Origin of the sequence: Novipirellula aureliae, from assembly GCF_007860185.1 — a bacterium.
Lineage (GTDB): Bacteria > Planctomycetota > Planctomycetia > Pirellulales > Pirellulaceae > Novipirellula_A > Novipirellula_A aureliae.
On record NZ_SJPY01000007.1, the window covers coordinates 470242 to 487348 of the forward strand.

At 55.8% G+C, this 17107-nt stretch carries 8 protein-coding genes; 5 read left to right on the forward strand and 3 right to left on the reverse strand.

Going from position 1 to position 17107, the window contains the following annotated elements; genetic code table 11:
• Nucleotides 1-500 precede the first annotated feature (500 nt).
• The 3 genes from Q31b_RS21935 to Q31b_RS21945 all read right to left on the reverse strand — a co-directional run bounded on the left by Q31b_RS21935 (nt 501) and on the right by Q31b_RS21945 (nt 10510).
• Nucleotides 501-9158 (reverse strand): carboxypeptidase regulatory-like domain-containing protein, encoded by an 8658-nt coding sequence (locus Q31b_RS21935; RefSeq protein ID WP_146601780.1) that lies wholly within the window; start codon nt 9156-9158, stop codon nt 501-503.
• Complete coding sequence (locus tag Q31b_RS21940; protein WP_146601781.1) at nt 9155-9556, reverse strand: BlaI/MecI/CopY family transcriptional regulator; 402 nt, start codon at nt 9554-9556, stop codon at nt 9155-9157. The genes Q31b_RS21935 and Q31b_RS21940 overlap by 4 nt, the downstream gene beginning before the upstream one ends.
• Before the next feature lie 372 nt (nt 9557-9928).
• Nucleotides 9929-10510: an RNA polymerase sigma factor gene (locus Q31b_RS21945; protein ID WP_146601782.1), complete on the reverse strand. Its 582-nt coding sequence runs from the start codon at nt 10508-10510 to the stop codon at nt 9929-9931.
• A 230-nt stretch (nt 10511-10740) separates the two neighbouring features.
• Here Q31b_RS21945 and Q31b_RS21950 point away from each other — a divergent pair, with 230 nt between their 5' ends.
• The 5 genes from Q31b_RS21950 to Q31b_RS21975 all read left to right on the forward strand — a co-directional run bounded on the left by Q31b_RS21950 (nt 10741) and on the right by Q31b_RS21975 (nt 17043).
• Nucleotides 10741-11466: an N-formylglutamate amidohydrolase gene (locus Q31b_RS21950; protein WP_197172022.1), complete on the forward strand. Its 726-nt coding sequence runs from the start codon at nt 10741-10743 to the stop codon at nt 11464-11466.
• 634 nt (nt 11467-12100) lie between these two features.
• Nucleotides 12101-13222 carry a hypothetical protein gene (locus tag Q31b_RS21960; RefSeq protein WP_146601784.1) on the forward strand — a complete coding sequence of 374 codons (1122 nt, stop codon included), beginning with the start codon at nt 12101-12103 and terminating at the stop codon, nt 13220-13222.
• 70 nt (nt 13223-13292) lie between these two features.
• Nucleotides 13293-13538 (forward strand): hypothetical protein, encoded by a 246-nt coding sequence (locus tag Q31b_RS21965; RefSeq protein WP_146601785.1) that lies wholly within the window; start codon nt 13293-13295, stop codon nt 13536-13538.
• A 53-nt stretch (nt 13539-13591) separates the two neighbouring features.
• Nucleotides 13592-14494 (forward strand): tyrosine recombinase XerC, encoded by a 903-nt coding sequence (gene xerC / locus Q31b_RS21970; RefSeq protein ID WP_146601786.1) that lies wholly within the window; start codon nt 13592-13594, stop codon nt 14492-14494.
• A 194-nt stretch (nt 14495-14688) separates the two neighbouring features.
• Complete coding sequence (locus Q31b_RS21975; protein ID WP_197172024.1) at nt 14689-17043, forward strand: DUF6288 domain-containing protein; 2355 nt, start codon at nt 14689-14691, stop codon at nt 17041-17043.
• Nucleotides 17044-17107: the final 64 nt, after the last annotated feature.

A 17107-nucleotide genomic window follows, 5' to 3' on the forward strand; every position in this document is an offset into this window, starting at 1 on the left:
GATTCGCGGGCAAATTTTGACCACATTCGAAATGCCAAGAAGGGGAAGGTTTTCTGCCCGCTAATCATGCTAATGGACGCGAATAAAAACCAGGGAAGGGGCTTTTGTCGGCTTGCAATTCTTAGCGTTCATTCGCTTGATTCGCGGGCAAATTTAGACCACATTCGAAATGCCTAGCCCGGATTATTCATGGGCTTGCAAATTGTTTTGCTAACGTCTACGCCTTAAAGCGTTTACGTTCATTGCTCGAAAAACAGTCTGCGTATTAGCCGGGCTAGAGATAACACCCTGATTTTTCCCGAAACCTTACACGAATCTCGGAAGAAACCAATTATTGGATCAAGCTCGCGGTTTGTCCACTTTGGGCTGTCTTCGTCCGTGCCTGATTATACGCATCCAGCCGCAAGCGCGTACGCAGTCCAATTTCCGTGGGCTCACCCTAGGGCATGGTGTCCTCGGATGACGTCGGTCGTTGGTTGTCCGTCGAGTTTGCGGTCTCGTCAGTCTGCTGATTTTTTGAGCCAGGTTTCGAACCGTTTGATGGCCTCCTGGTTGCCCGGACTGGCAGGTCCCCACTCATGCATGAAGTAGTTCCACGTGCTGTCGCTGAGCGCACTCATCGCCTGCATCGTCCAGACTTTGTATTGCTCAGGAAGTTCATTGCGCCGTAATGTCTCCAGGATGACCGGGCCGGCCGCGAGGTCCTTCCGCTTGGCAAAACTCAGCAGGGCGTAAAAACGCACCTTGTCGTCCTGGTCGTTCAATAGTGGCAGGAGTTCATTTCGAACTTTCTTGAAGGACGCCTCGGGCAGCTTGGGAAACATGTGCGCGGCGAGGAACCGGGAACGAGCTTCCTTCTCGCCCGCCAGTCGGACAACCGGCTGAGCGAGTTTGGGATCGATGCATTCCTGAAGGGCGTAGGCTGCGTGATAGCGGATATTGGCATCGGTTGAGCCGAGCAGTTTCTTCAACAGCGTCGGTGCCATTTTTCCGGCCAAAGGGCGGAGGAAAAGGGGTGCGTGACGACTGATCGAGCTGGGATTATTTTCTACCTCTGCCAGCAGTGTCGTGACCACGGTCGAATCAGAAAGCCAGACAAGTCCTCCATAGGCCACTTTCGAGACGTCGTTATTCGCCAGATAGAGTTCCTCAAGCTGTGGTATGAACTCTCGGCGTTGGAGAGTAGAGATCATCGTTGCGACCCGTTCGACGGCCGCTTTGTCTTGCGTTTTCAGATCAGCATCAATCAAGGCCGTCACGGCTTTGGGATGGGCTTTGAGAATCTGGAGGGCCCTAGCGCGGCTGGCGACATTTTGCCAGAGCGAGCCTTCCAGCTTGTCGGCTGCCTGTTTAGGAGTGAGGTCCTGGGCGGCATCGGAAAGCTGCTGTGCCCAGCGTTCCGTATTGCCGTCATAGGGACCACCCTTTCGGTCGAGGATATCGTGCGGATTGCTGCTGAGAATCATCTCGAAGACCGGATTGACCGCTTGGGCGGCCAGGTCGTGGTAGAACGCCGGCAACAACTTTGCCTGTTCCTCGCGAGACAGCCGGGCCAAACGCTCGATGACGATGAACCGGTCCCTTGCACCTTCATTCACGGAAACACCAGGAACAACGGCCACCTTTCTGAAATTGGCAGGATCCAGCATCACGGTTGTCAATTCGTCAAACGGCATGGGTGCGTCCATCTGTTCAGGCTTGATTACGAGTTCGATGGCATTGCTCAACACGCGGATTGGCTGGCCGACGTGTTCCCCAGCGCGGAGAGTGTAGGCAATTGCCTGAACGGTGTGCTTGCCAGGCTTGAGTTTCAACTCGGGCGACCCGCTGACGCTCTTCACCGCCGTCCATCGCTTGTCCAGAACCAGCGTCGCGCCGATAGCGCTCTGGCCGGGCTTGCAAATTGGCAACTGCCCAGCAACGCGCTCGTGGTTTTGATACAAGACACCGTCCACCAGCACTTCAGTCGGCGCACCGCCAACATTGAGCGATACTTCCAAGTCCTGTGAAGCGTTCTTCAAATCGAACAGCACCCAGGGTGTGTCATAATCCTCCGACCACTGCGGTTGGCGTTCTGTTCGCAGCCGCGCGGTCACGCCGTCCACCGCCTCACCCCACGGCTCGCCGCCGGAACGAATATCAACTAGCTTGCCCGCCTGTTGGAGGACGCGATACAGACGCTCGTCCCGGCGCGGGTCGCGCGGCAGGTTTCCGCCCCCAAGTCTCTGAGCGTTCTCCAGGCGGATGGCGTCCTGCGGCAGATAGTCTGGATTTGTAATCGGCAGATTCCATTGCCAGCGATCCAGAGAAATCATCGGCATGTTTGCAGAATAGGAAGAGAGTCCCGTCCAAAACGCGCCGAGGAACAGTGGCTTTCCACCAACGACCACGGCAAACGGCACGCCCCACACACTGGGCTTTGGTAGCCGCTCACTCACGCCCGGCTTCAGACGCATCACATGCCGCGTCCAACCATAGGCGCTCAGATCGTCCTCCGTCAGCAGCGGTTGTTCCGCCAATATCAATCCGGCCAACGGATAGTTCTCCGGCCTCATGGCGTCAAAACGATCCGTGCCTTTGCCATTGTCCGAGAACAGAATCCGCCTGCGCGCCGAATCCTGCGGCCGGTTAAATGAAGGAGCGTTCTCGTGACCGAGCACTTGATAGATGGCAAACTTCGGCGGCTCGGCGATCTCCAGCGGATTGACCGTGGCGATCTCTTCCGTTTGGACCTCGACTTGCCCCGGATTAGCGATCACGTCGAACGCCCCGCTGCCGCGCGCCGCGTGGAACTTGACCTGCACTTTCAGGTTGCGGTGGAGAGGCGAATTGGCGGTGAGATGGACAGGAGTCGGCTCGAATTCGATTTGCCTTTCCGAGCCTCGCCCCCACACCGCCAAGTGAATCGCATCGGGCGGAAGGCCGGTTATCCGATAGCGGCCTTCTGCATCGGTGACATTTGCGGGCAAAGTAGCGTTGCCGTGGACGCTGAAGTAGCCGCCGTCTCGTTTCCAGAGTGGCTGGACGGTGACGTTGCCGACAGGCTCGCCCTGTTCATCGGTAACGCGCCCTTCTACAACGCAACGCGACTTCGATAGATCGACCACGATTGGGTCGACGGCCTGACCTTCCTTTGCGTGCAGGACCTTTACCCAGCAGATTCCCTGCGTGGGCGGCTTGGGAGTGCCCTGGCTGTGAGAGTCAGGGGCGAGCCATTTGCCACTGCGAACTTCGCTACCCGTCGGGCCGTCCCAGGGGTAATAGAGCACAATCTCTCCCGGCGGGACGTCTTCAAACCGAAACGTGCCTTGGTCGTCGGTCATGGCACGCATGTGATTCCCGGTGCTGATCGACATATGTGCGAAGTCACAATATGTCGAGATTGACAGTGGGGCCCGGCGGAGCGGTTTCCCGTCCGGCCCCAACACCTTCCCTTCAATCGATCCAGCGCGAACCAAATGGATTGTCCGGCTCAGGCCATCGTCTCCGTCGATCAGTCGTGTGCGCCCCTGCTGGTCGATAAGCCCTTCGACCGGCGCATGCTCTCGATTGAGCGGATAATAGCCGTCGGCAGCCACGCAGACGCGAAACTGCCTCAGCCCTGTCAATCGCGGCACATCGAAGGAACCGTCCTGTCTGGAAAACCGTTCTGCGAGAATATCATCGCCAACCGTCCCACCCTTGACGAATTGGAGCTTCGCTCCGCCCACGCCGTTTCCGGAGGAGTCGACCACGCGGCCGGTTTCGCCCGTGTTGCCGGGATCGGTTGGCACGGAAGCACTGCCGGTTTCGGCATCGGTCGCGTCCACGTTGAAGTCGATATCGTCGCGGCCATGCTCCACCTTATATTTTCGTGGGACGCGAGACGAATTCGCGCCGTTCAGTCGAATCGATTCCGCCATCGGAAACGGCGCATCGAACCGATAGTGCCCGAAGGCGTCCGTCTTGGTGTTGCTGCTATACGTGTGCTTGCCCGAGGGGTCTTTCCAGATCGCCAGCACGTTGCGGCCCGCATGCGGCTCGTCCTTTTCGTTGGTCACACGGCCGCCGAAATGATACTTCTGCTCAAGCGATAGCTCCACGTAGGCTGGCTCGCGCTTCTTCAAGACAACGCCCTCAATCCGCATGTTCGGCTGATTGGTCAGCGGAACGGAAGTCACCGAAACATCACACGGGCCGTCTGGCAGATTACTGAAGTTGAACTTCCCTTCCCTGTCGGTAGTCGTCTCGGGCGGCCAACCCCCTCTCCCGCTCCACGCGCTTGGGAGTGCCGTCACGCGATATCCGATTGCAGGCTTTCCGTCGATGCCAAGAACCCGGCCCTGGATGACCGGTTTGTTGACCCCTACGATCCTATCGCCGCCGAAGGGCGAGACGTCCGTATCAGGAAGCATCCATTTCAAACGCAATATCTCGTCATCACTGCAGCCGGGCGGCATGAGATGCAAATGCTCTAACTGTTTGATCTGACCCAACGCGTTGATTTCCTGCTCGCCGAGCGTGATCCTGTTGAGCCACAGGTTGCGAAGATTCTGCAGCTTCGCAAAATGCATAAGTCCTCGGTGTGTAAATTGTAGGCCAGGCGCCATTGGATGAATCGACATCCCGGTCAGATCAATCCGTTCGAGCTGCTGCAGGTTCGCGAGATTCGCCAGGCCATCGTCCGTGAAACGTCGGCCCGTAAGTTCAAGGCTCGTAAGGCTTGCCTTCTCACCGATTGCGGCAAGTGCCGTGTCGGTAGTGTTATCGCTTTGCAGACTCAGGCGTTCGAGGGGCGGGCCTTCTTTTAAGAGCCTCTGAAGCCCCCGGTCGGTTACCTTCGTATTCCTGAGACCGAGGTTGCGTAACGTCCTCATACGCGAAATAGGCGCACGGGCCGCATCGTCAATCGCCGCGCCGGCGAGTAAAAGCATTTTCACGTTCGGAAGATCGGCGAGTTGTTCGAGCCCCTTGCTCGTAACGTCGGTCTTCTGTAGGTCGAGAAGTTCAAGCGAACGAAGTTGCCCAAGGTGCTTCATGCCTTCATCGCCGATTTGCATGTTGGACTTAACTGACAGCGTGTTGTTTATCGACAATTTACGCAACTCTTGCATTCCCCGCAGGTGGCGAAGACCGGCGTCGGTGATGTTGTTACCATGCAAAACCAGCTCTTTTAGCCGGGTATTCGATGCGATATGCGCAAGTCCAGCGTCGGTCAGCCCAGTCTCGTAGAGACTCAGGTATTCCAACCGATCAAGGCTTCCCAGAACGGACAGCGCATCTTCGCTGACGTTTGCCGTTTCGAGATTCAGTCGACGGATAGAACGTTGCCCCTGGAGCATCGCGAGCAATTCGTCCGTTGCTAGACGTCCGAGATAAAGGTCATCGATCTGGCCGTCGTTGTTCAGCTTGTAGTTGGTAACGCCTGCCGCTTTGAGTGCCGCGAGCAATTCGGCCAGCAGCCGGTCCCGTTTCTCCTGGATCGACTTCGGCAGATCCGCGTCCTCAACCGTGGCTCCCTCCTTCGCAATCGTAACCAACGTTGTACCTGTCGCCATGTCATCCCAGCCGAACAGGTGCTGGCCGGCATCCTTGTTAATTACCATTTCAAAGCGTCCGTCGATCTTGTAGATGTCGGGCTGGGCGAGATCGAACCACTTGGTGAGATCCACCTCCTTCTCAAAAACCTGGCCGGGTTCGAGAGTGATGAATCTAAGCTTCCCTCCAGCGCTAGACGGATCTCCGGTATCGGGGACTTCCGGCCCATTGCCGGATCCTCGAAACGCGGTGAAGCCAAACTGGTTGTTGCGCGGACCGCGCTGCTGACCGCCGTCTACAAAGGAGAAGTTTTTATCGCTGACATTCTTGACCTCCATTCGGAGGATAACCGGTTCGCCCAGCTTGAATGCCGGTTTCGTCGGTGAAAAGCGGACCTCCATCTTGTGGCCGGGGTGACGCCGCAATTTTGGCTCGATCCCGAGTTCGGCGGCGAATCTTGCCGGCGCCTCATTGCCGACGACTTGGGATGAAAGGTCCATCCGGTGTTGCTTGTCGGGATCGGAATGACTCCAGACCGTCGTGCAGAGCCCGTCGATCACGAGGGCCATGTGGCCGATGCCCTCGCCCTCGGCGAACGGCCCGGCCGCTTTCAGATCAATCCGAAAACGTGTGTTGTCGTTTGCGATCGATGTCATGGAGGGCGTGCCGAATTGATCGGTCAAACGGTCCAGCAGAATCACGGTTCCATCGGTGTCGCTGCGTGAAACTTCAATGCCTTTCTCGTTTGAGTCGGAGGGGCGGACCCGGTAGATCCCATTGGGACTGGAGGTTTCCGACGGCACCGTGCCACGAAGTTCGATCTCATGGCGATCGAAGGTTCCGTCCTCACGCCGGGTTGTTGTCATTTCATTACGCGGCCAGTTTTCCTGGGCTTGGGAAGTGATCGTAATCGTCTGCCCGAAATCGACGGCGGGAAGAAGGAGATCTCCATTCTCGTCGCTCAAGACCCTTCCCAGCAGCTCCGATCCGGCGTGAAAAGTCAGAACGACGCCAGCGATACCATTTCCAGAGGAATCCACAACGCGAGCCCGATATCGGGGCAGTTGTTTCAGACGCTCAGGAAGATGCAATGCATTGCGGCTGCGATAATTTTTGAGCGCTCTGTCTCGACGAATCTCTTGCTCGGCGATCGACGTTTCCGCGGTGTCTGATTCATCCACCAACTCAAAGAGTTTCAACTCACGCAACGAAACCTCGAACAAGTCCGCCAGCAGTTTTTCTGACGAATAATGCGCCAATTCTGCGTAGCGGGACGGGCCGGCCAGATGCTTGCGTGTCAGGCTGATTGTTCTTCCCAACAAGCCCGCTTGATTTACCACTGCCAGATCCAGCCGGCTTTTCTCGTGTAACGGCCGACTGGAAAAGTCGCGTTGCAACAACTCTTGCTTCAAGTCCTTGCCATACCGATCAATTGCCGGCAACAGTTCATCAGCGATCCATACGGCAAACTTGGCCCGCTCCAGAAAATGCTCGGTCTGCTCCAGGTCCTTCCATTCCTGGGGAGTACGCGCAATTTGCGAGGTCGGATAGCCCGGATCAACGCTCAAAGGGTCTGTAAGGGATTCCAAATAGGTGTCCCATGTTTTCAGACGTGCGAACGCCTGTTTGTTGAAGTCTGGAGCAGTAGCATCCAAGCTGTTGCCTGCTGGCGTTTCAACCGGTTCGGCTGGCACTGGTACCTCCAGTCCATTAAAAAAGAACTTATGACGATCCCTGAAAGGAATCAGTTCAAAGTGGTCAACATCCTCCAACGCCACATCCATATGGAAATACGCGTGCGGCCCCATTCTCTGGAAGTCCCGAAAGTGGGTATCGTCCATTGGGTGACGCGAGCCGTCCCGATTTACCGCCACAAGATGATACCGGCCATCAAGCCGTTTTCCGCGATTCTCGATGTTCACCGTAAGCTCGCGATCTTCAGCATGCACCGTGGCGAGATCCCACTGCATCTCTCCGCTGGGGCCGGACTTCCCGTTCATCGAACCTGCCAGAAGTGTGGTGATGACCACCTCGCTGCCGTTATGGCTCGCCGATGCCCCGGTCTTCGCCGGCAGCACAAAAACGTGGCCGCCGCGCTCGGTGGCCAATCGCAGCCAGACATCCATCGTGTCCGGAAGCGTTCCGCCCGTCTCTTTGATGCGCAGCCAGTTTTCCAAGCCGATACGTTCGCTCACGAATTCCGGACGATTGACCTCCGGAGACCGCCACTTGCTGTCATGAATCAGTTCACGCGTGGCGTGGTCGAACAAGCGAATCTCAACGATCTCATATCCGCCCGAGACACCCAAGTTCAGGAATAACTCTTCGCCCGGTCCTTGCTGGTCCTTCGGCAGTCGCAGCCACCCTTCCTGCTCCCATCGCAGCGGGCTCGCCTGGAATGGAAGGCCGTCCACCGTGAACCGTTGATTCCGGTCTGCCACCTGGATGCCCTTTTCATAACCGGGCGGTGGATTGTCAAAATCAAAGTCCGCCAAGTCCGTCCGTCCCGTGCCTGCCGCCGCCACTGCCAATGTCACACCACCGACCAGCAACAGACTCAATACCCAGCCCGTCCGCCCCAGTCGTATCAATCCGTCATCGCCCCCGCCGATCAGTCGCAAAACGCGATGACGCAAATGTTTTTCGCCTTTTCCCGTCGCTGCCAATTGTGCAGCGAGCTTCGCCGGAGTGTTCTTTCGCTCCAGACGGTACGCTGAACAGATCACCAGCGCCTCGGCATAGTCCGCCGGGTCACAACCCGCTTCGACCACCAGATCGTCACAGGCCTCCTCGCGGGCTGCCTCCATACAGTGACTCATCCACCACACCGCCGGATGGAAGAACAAAACCATCTCGACCACCCGTTGCACGGCGAGCGCCCAGATGTCTCCTCGCCGAAGGTGTGCAAGTTCATGCGCCAGTATCGCTTCGACCTGGGCCGGACTCAACTGGCTCGCCAAAGCGACCGGCAATAGAATGACAGGCTTCACAAAACCAATGAGCACCGGTGATGCGACGTCGCGCGACCACCTCAACATCGGTTGCGTGCGAAGCTTCATCCGATCTCCCAGTCGCCGCAGAGAGTCGGTCCATACTCCGGCGCTGACCGGTTCGCCGCGCTGCCGCAACCAAGCTGATCCTGCGAATCCGCAGCCCATGCGCACAAGCATACCGAGCAAACCAACCAGATACGCACCGGCCACCCACGGTGCAATCCATTCCACACTCCCGATCGATTCAGCGGCAACCGGTGCCCGAGGGGACTCAACATCAACCACCTTCGTATCACCGACACCTCTTGCCTGAATCACGATCGCAGGCGCCTCCGTAATCGCAACGGTGCCGGCAACCGCAGGGGTGGGGGCCGCGGCCGTTTGATCCGATTTCGTTACCAGAGATTTCGTCACCAGAGATTTCGTCACCGGGGTCGGTGCCGATCGTTCACTCTGCAGAGGTGCCATGAAGAACGCGATCGGCAGCACTAGCATCGTCAGGATCATCCCAAACAAATGAACCGCATGCCGCCCCGCCGCCGAGCGAACCAGGAGTCGTTCGATCGCAAACACCGCCAACGCTACCAGCGCCCCCGCCCACAACACGTGCGCTGCCGCATGGGTAAATTTCAATGCCCAGTCCATCATGTCTGTTCTCCTCTTCGATAACGGTTGATCGCCCTGCGCAACTCAGCATGGTCAGCATCGTCGAGTTGTTCATTCTCCAGTAGGCTCAACAATAAAGCCGAAGCCGAGCCCTCAAACACGCGTTCGACCAGATCACCCACCATTCCTTGAGACACATCCGCACGTGAAACCTTAGGAGAAAAAGCATAGCCGCGACTCTCCTTCGCCGTGGTCCGCTTCACGAACCCCTTGTCGAACATCACATTCAGTGTCGTGATCAGCGACGTATGCGCCAGCTCCCGCCCCGACGCCAACATGGTCTCACGCACCTCCCGCACGGTTCGGGGCGCTTTCACCCAAAGGATCTTTAGTATCTCCAGCTCGAGTGCGGTGGGGTGTTTGGATTTCTTTCTCGCCATGATCTTGGTTTTTCCAGTTCGAATGCCGTGGGCTGCTCGTATTTCCTTGCTGGCAGCTTCTACTTCAATAGAACTTCTATGTTAATAGAAACACAGGAGCGACACAAGCCCGACTTCTACAAAAATAGAATTTCAGACGCCCGTCGCGCCGCACGGGGTTTTGGCCAATCGCAACGGTCGATTTTTCAGACACCTCTCGGTGAGCGTCACGATGAACTCGAAGCGCTAGCCCGGATCATTCATGGGCTTGCAAATTGTTTTGCTAACGTCTACGCCTTCAAGCGTTTACGTTCATTGCTCGAAAAACAGTCTGCGTATTAGCCGTTTTGGCGTTAGCGGGCTATCGCCAAAACGGCTAATGAATCATCCGGGCTAGCTCTCATTCGCCGAAGACTCTTCGGCTTTCATGATCGCTTCGAGCGAAAGTTTTAGTTGGGCGCGAGCACGACTGAGCCGGCTGCGGACGGTTCCGATGGAGATGTCGAGTATTTCGGCGATCGTCTCATACGACCGATCCTCCATTTCTCGCAGCACGAGAATCGCACGATGTTCGTCCGTCAATTGGTCCATCGCAGCCCGAACCATCGTGATCCGTTCCTGCTGCAGCATCGGTTCGTCAACGGATTGCACTCGTTCGTCGGATAGTTCGATGCCGCTTTTCTCTTGGAATTGGTCGAGCGACACCCGTGCTCGTCTTCGCCTACGGCGTGTCAGGGCGGTATTGAACGCGATACGATAGAGCCAGGTAAAAAATTGGCTGTTGCGCTGAAAGGTATCGAGTTTGACAAAAGCGCGAATGAAAGCCTCTTGCACCACTTCTTCGGCTTCGTCGGGTGACCCGGTAACCTGGATCATCGACGCAAACAAACGATCCTGATTGAGCAGGACCAGACGGGTAAACGCCGTCCGATCGCCTTTCAAGGCTCGGTCAATCAGATCCGGCTCTTCGCCCACGCCGCCACGCTTTCGAAACAGAGGTAAAGGTTCATATTCTCATATTTGTGGAAGCGAAGGCCCCCTACGGACCATAGTTTAACTGAAATCCGCCATGAAACGAGTCTGCTCGGATACAAACGACGATTCGAGGAGCAATCCGGAACGCCTGGCGAGCTTCGCTACCCTCGAATTGGGTAGTATAAAGGTTGTGTAAGTGATTGTTTCTCCTTCACCTGAAACGCCCTCTCTTGATACCCCTGATAACCTGTGAGCACGGTGGGAGCCAGATTCCGCCGTCGTTCCAATCCCTATTCGCTTCCACACGAGCCCAAAAGGACTTGTCGAGCCATCGCGGCTATGACCGCGGTGCCTTGTCAATCGCGAAATCATTGGCCGAACGGTTGAGTGCGGGAATCACTTTTTCGAAAATATCGCGATTGCTCGTTGAACTCAACCGATCGCTCGATCATCCACAGTTGTATTCCCGCTACACCGGCGGTTTGCCGAAAGCGATCAAGAAACAAATCCTTGAGGAACACTATTTTCCTTATCGTCAAAAGGTAGAAGCAAGTATTTCGGATAGCGTCGCCAGCGGCGAATCCGTTTTGCACCTCTCGATGCATACCTTTACGAGGCGGTTTCGTGGCATCCTTCGCGGCGTGGACGTCGGGGTCTTGTACGACCCGAACCGCCTCCGTGAAGCTTCGTTTAGTAGCAAATTGGTCGATCGACTCTCGGATTCGACGCCTCGGCTGCGGATTCGGCACAATGAACCGTATCAAGGATGCGATGACGGTTTTACAACTTACTTAAGAACAAAATTTGCCGCTGAATCCTATCTCGGCATCGAAATCGAAGTTTGCAATGATTTCAGCCAATGGCAGGGAGTACGCAAAAACGAATGGATCACCAAATTCGCGGACGCGATTAAACAATCAACACTACCACGATCGGTACTTTTCAACAAATACTGACGAAAATCGCCCCCCCCTCGCAAATCGCTACCAAGACTAGCAAAAAGTTTTACCCGTACTTCGTACTTCGTACTTCGTACTTCGTACTCGTACTCGTACTCGTACTCGTACCCGTACTCGTACCCGTACCGTACCGTACCCGTACCCGTACCCGTACCGTACCGTACCCGTACCCGTACCCGTACCCGTACTCGCACTTCGCACTTCGCACTTCGCACTTCGCACTCGTACTCGTACTCGTACTCGTACTCGTACGTCCAAGACACTTCCTGTTCGAGTACCAAGCAAGACTGAGCACGGGAGCACGGGAGCACGAGTACGAGTAGGAGTAGGAGTACGAGTAGGAGTAGGAGTACGAGTACGAGTACGAGTAGGAGTACGAGTAGGAGTACGAGTAGGAGTACGAGTAGGAGTACGAGTAGGAGCACGAGCAGGAGCAGGAGCAGGAGCAGGAGCAGGAGCAGGAGCAGGAGCACGAAAACACCGTCTTTTCGGCTATTTGGCAGCAATCGGGGTTGGCGTTTGCGGAAAAGTCACCAAAAACCGAAGAATTGGTTCAGTGTCGGCTGATCAAAGTCCGATCAACCTAGCGGGGGCGGAGAGATTATGCGCGTGTTGCTTATTGAGGCATCCCGTGAAACTTCGCCGATACGTTGCTGCATTGATCTTCGCCGCCGCTACGGTCGTTTTGACTGGCTGCTCGCTCGTACCAGATACCGAGTTTCGCGAAGTCATCCACAACCCGTTTCCTCAGATGAAACAGGTTGCAGTGTTGCCATTCTTTAACCAAAGCAACGATCCGACCCTGAACACGACCGAGGTTGCCGAAGCTTATTACGCAGCTCTTCAAGCGATTCCTGGTTTCGAAGTTCTGCCAACGGGAGTCACTCGGGTCCAGTGGATGCAGTATACCGCAGCCTACGGGGAACCGACCAGCGGCGAGGATTTCCAACGGTTGGCAAGAATGATGGGTGTCGAAGCCGTGATTGTTGGTTCGGTGACCGATTACCAGGCCTTTTATCCGCCTCGCATGGCAATGACCGTCCGCTGGTACGCCGCCAACGAAGGTTTTCATCCTATCCCCGCTGGATATGGTTTGCCGTGGGGAACCGAGGACGAACAACATATTCCGCGGCGCATTGCTCGCGAAGCCGAATTCGAACTTGCTCGCAGCCAATTGGCGACGCAAACCCCGCTGTCTGTTGACGAATCCGCCGTGGGCTCGGGCACTCTTTCCGGCACCCTTTCCGGTTCCGTCGGAGCATCGGGTCCGACGGACGCAACCAAGCTTCACCAAGTTGGCGGCGAATTACCGTTGCCGATCGTTGCTTCCGATTCCAATCCGATCGCTGGCGACAACTCTCCTCAATGCTTCGATGATTTGGCATACCAAGCCCCCAATGCTTACGAAGCCCCCAATGCTTACGAAGTACCGCTGCCACCAAACTGGCCCGACCCAACCGACTTGATCCCCGCCCCCCCGTCACCGGTAAGACCTGCTTTAGCAATCAATCACGATCCTGTATTGTCCCATACGAGGTTGTACCGAGGGGACGATTCTTACTTTACCAATCGCCTTTCCGACTATGTCAATACGGGGGATGATGCACGCCCGGGAGGATGGCAGGGTTATTTGCGACGTAGCGATGATTTCGTTCGTTTCTGTTGTCACTTGCACATTACCGAAATGCTTGAGTCGAGAGGCGGAAGTGACCAACCTGACCTAATCCTCCGCTGGCCTTTTAGCCGACACTAAGACCAGGCAAGCCGGGCAACCTCGGCTGAATGGCAAGTTTCGACAAGACAGCAACCGGATAATCGTCTCCATGGATAAGGAAGTCAACGTTTTGGCATTGGTCAAAGGCGAAGAGCGATTCATCTTTTTGTTTGATGATGAAAACCGCGATGACACGCTTCGGCAACTCGCCCGTTTTGCCGCCGACCCGGAGCTTGATTTCTCCTGGTATGACGCAGCAATGTTGAGCCGAAAAATTCGCGATGCGGTTCCCAGTGACGACGACATGATGGCCAGTGAGGAGTTTGACAGCTTGTCGATCGAAGATTTTCATTAGTGCGTCGTCATCCCGACTACCCGCAGCTACGATCACGATCCAGTGAGCCACCCATGCAGCGAGCGATCGCCCAATTTTTGCAGTACCTTGCAACCGAGCGGAATGCGTCCGATTTGACGATCAAAGCATATCGCGAGGATTTATTTGGACTCGTCGAGTGGCTCTCGACGACCCGTGGCAACGTCCCCCATCCTGGCTCGCTTACCCCGCAAGATTTGCGCCCGTTTCAGGCGGCGTTACAGGAAGCGGGGTATGCTCGAACGACGATTGCCCGAAAACTCGCATCGCTGCGTAGTTTCTACCGCTTTGCGATGCGTCAAGGAATCGCGACGTCCAACCCGGCGAAGCCACTTCGCAACCCGCGTCGCCAACGTAAGTTGCCACACGTGCTGAACAACGAAGAGGTTGGCGCATTGTTGCTAGCACCGCCAGCGAAAGAGACGGCGGGGCTTCGCGATCGGGCGATGTTAGAGACGATGTATTCGGCAGGGCTGCGTGTCAGTGAATTGGTGGCGATGCGTGATGGCGACATGGACTTGGACGAGCAAATCGTGCGAGTGCGTGGAAAAGGTCGCAAAGAGCGCATGAGTCCGCTTGGGTCCTATGCCATCAAAGCGATTGTCGCCTACCGAAAACGTCGCGTTCGCGATCCTCAAGTTGAATTGCTTGGTCGTCAGGGCCCGGTGTTCGTCAATCGTTTTGGCAAGATTTTGACAACGCGAAGTGTTGGACGAATGCTCGATAAGTACATCGCTCGGGTAGGTTTGGATACCCGTACGAGTCCGCATACGCTGAGGCACAGTTTTGCAACGCACCTGCTCGACCGCGGTGCGGATATTCGCAGCGTCCAAGAATTACTCGGCCATAAAAGTTTGGCGACGACGCAAATCTACACACATGTCAGTGCCGCCAACTTGTTGGCTATCTATGAGAAAGCACATCCGCGGGCGAGTTGACCGAAGACGGCCAACAGCGCGGATGATGTGCGCAAAACCATGCGAAGACGACCCTTTCGTCCAAGAAGTGTTCGCCAATGCAGCTTAGACTGCTAGAATGCGTTGAAGGACCAACTTCAGTCCGTTGTGTCCCTTTTCGGCGACTTCACTTCATAGCCTGCCTTCCATGCGTTTCAACGCACTCCGAGAGATCGATGAAGAATTTCCAAACAGCTTTTTTGTTTTTCGCCTTGATGGCGGCTGCCCCGGTATCTCAAAATATTGCCTGGGGGGACCAAGACCCCAAACCTCCCGCTTCGCTTTTGGATTTCACCAAAGGTGACCAAGTGCCAAAAGTGGCGGCGCACGATTGGACGCTGGGTCCAATCGGTGCGCGAGGGTGGTGCCAAGCTGGCGGCAAAAGGGCGGAGGGCGATACCTCCGAATCGAGGCAAATCTTGATTACAAAGGTTAGCCCAAACGGCCCATCGGCGAATCAACTTAGGCCGGGCGACGTGATTGTGGGCGTGAATCATACCCGGTTCGATTCGGATGCCCGACTGGCCTTTGCTCGCAGCATCGAACCCGCCGAATCATCCAACGGCAGATTGGACTTGGAGGTTTTTCGCGATGGCGATGTCGAAACGGTGACCATCGTTTTGCCAAAACTGCCAGCATTTGCCGATACGGCGCCCTTTCGTTGTCGCAAGTCGGAGTTGATTTTGCGTGCCGGTTGCCAAGGGATTTATCGTCGTGGACTGGGACGACCTTCGCTCCCGAGCCATCTCAACGCCTTGGCATTGTTGGCCAGTGGCGAACCAGGCTATCACAAGATGCTGATTGCCTATGCTCATGACACCGTCGCTAAACCGCTCGCCCCCAACTCGTCATTGCCTTGTTGGTCATTCTCGTTCACCAATCTGTTTTTATGCGAGTACTATCTGGCCAGTAAGGATCAAACGGTACTCAAGGAAATCCAACGTTTGACGGAGTATCTGGTCCGAGGCCAAGGGCCGTTGGGCACTTGGGGGCACAGTTTCGTGGACACCAGCCGTGATCGGTTGATCGGATATGGAGCGGTCAATGCGGTCGGATTACCGTGTGCAATCTCCTTGGTATTGGCTCGAGAATGCGGGGTCAAGGTGGATGGATTGGACGAGAGCATTTCACTTAGTGCCGACTTTTTTCGCCGTCACGTCAATTTGGGAGCGATCCCCTACGGTGACGGGCCGCCCAACTTGCAATACGGCCACGACGACAACGGCAAGAACTCTGCGGCAGCGATCCTATTTAGTCTGCTCGGCGACGAACAGGCAACCAACTATTACGTTCGCACCGCGTTGGCTTCCTACGGAATCGACCGCGAGCAGGGGCACACGGGGAATTTCTTTAACATGTTTTGGTCATTGCCAGCGGTTTCACTCGCAGGTCCAAAAGCGACCGGCGCATGGCTGGACGAATTCGGCTGGTATTACGATTTAGCCCGAGACCATGAACTTCGCTTTCCGTACCAGGGATATCCAAAACAACGTCCCGGCAACGCCTATTCGAACTGGGATTGCCCGGGAGCCTATCTGCTTCACTTCTCCACCCCTCTGAAGAAACTGCGAATCACCGGAAAGAATGTCAAAGAGCCCCCCTCCTTTACCAGTGCCGAAATCGCGGAAACGATCGCCGCTGGGAAAGTGGATTACGGCAATGCCGATCGCAAAGTCTTGGAAGAACTGCTCGCTTCCTGGTCACCGATTGTGCGAAACAAGAGTGAGACCGAACTACGCCGTCGCAAGATCGCTCCCACCGTACCAAGTCGACTCACGTCGCGAGACCCAATCGAACGAATCGCGGCTCTTCGTGCGTCAAGCAACTTTGCTGCCTGTTCCCGATTGCTTGAAGATCGTGACGTCACCGTTCGAATCGCTGCCTTTGAGGCACTCGCCCGGATCAATCGACAAGCCGCATGGCTAGCTGCGGTACAGCATTTGGCAAAGCATGAGAACGAAGAGCCCGTATTCACCCAGGCGATCGGCAGTATGTTTTTTCCAATCAGTATTCGACCTGCTGCAGCAGGAAAATTGCTAGCCGCACCCAGCGACCGGCGGGCAGCAGGTATCGCGATCAAGCGATTACTTAATGACGAAGATTGCCTCGTTTCGTCGCGCGTCGCGATTGGATTGCCTGCTTTACCCGACAACGAATTGGTCGCTCTGTTGCCACTCATCTATGAGAAAGCTAAGCACGGCTCGATCGGAAACGTTATGTTTAGCAACAAACTACGAATATCCTGTGCGGAAATACTCACGAAATTGAAACTTAAGGAAGGGGCGGAAGTCTCGGCAATGCTATTGGCTGATACCTCTTGGGGCAAAGTGAACCGAATGCCACAAGCTGCGAAACTACTAAAATCCTACGCTGGACATGGCAAGCCCTATTTGGAGCCACTACGCCAGACCGCCAAGGGACTGACCAGTAGCGGGGACGCCAAATGGCGAGATCTTATCAACGATACCATTCGTTCGATTGAAGAGGCCCCCGAGCCAAGCGGCACCCTCCGCTCGCTCGATTCCATCTGATCCCAATTGATTTACAATATACGACCGACTGTGTTTTGGTCCCTCTCTTACCTACCGCAAAAGA

What these genes read in the sequence shown, in the direction of transcription:
- Q31b_RS21935 (WP_146601780.1), bottom strand. Translation starts at nt 9,158, where the DNA reads ATGATGGACTGGGCATTGAAATTTACCCATGCGGCAGCGCACGTGTTG.
- Q31b_RS21940 (WP_146601781.1), bottom strand. Translation starts at nt 9,556, where the DNA reads ATGGCGAGAAAGAAATCCAAACACCCCACCGCACTCGAGCTGGAGATA.
- Q31b_RS21965 (WP_146601785.1), top strand. Translation starts at nt 13,293, where the DNA reads ATGGATAAGGAAGTCAACGTTTTGGCATTGGTCAAAGGCGAAGAGCGA.
- xerC (WP_146601786.1), top strand. Translation starts at nt 13,592, where the DNA reads ATGCAGCGAGCGATCGCCCAATTTTTGCAGTACCTTGCAACCGAGCGG.
- Q31b_RS21975 (WP_197172024.1), top strand. Translation starts at nt 14,689, where the DNA reads ATGAAGAATTTCCAAACAGCTTTTTTGTTTTTCGCCTTGATGGCGGCT.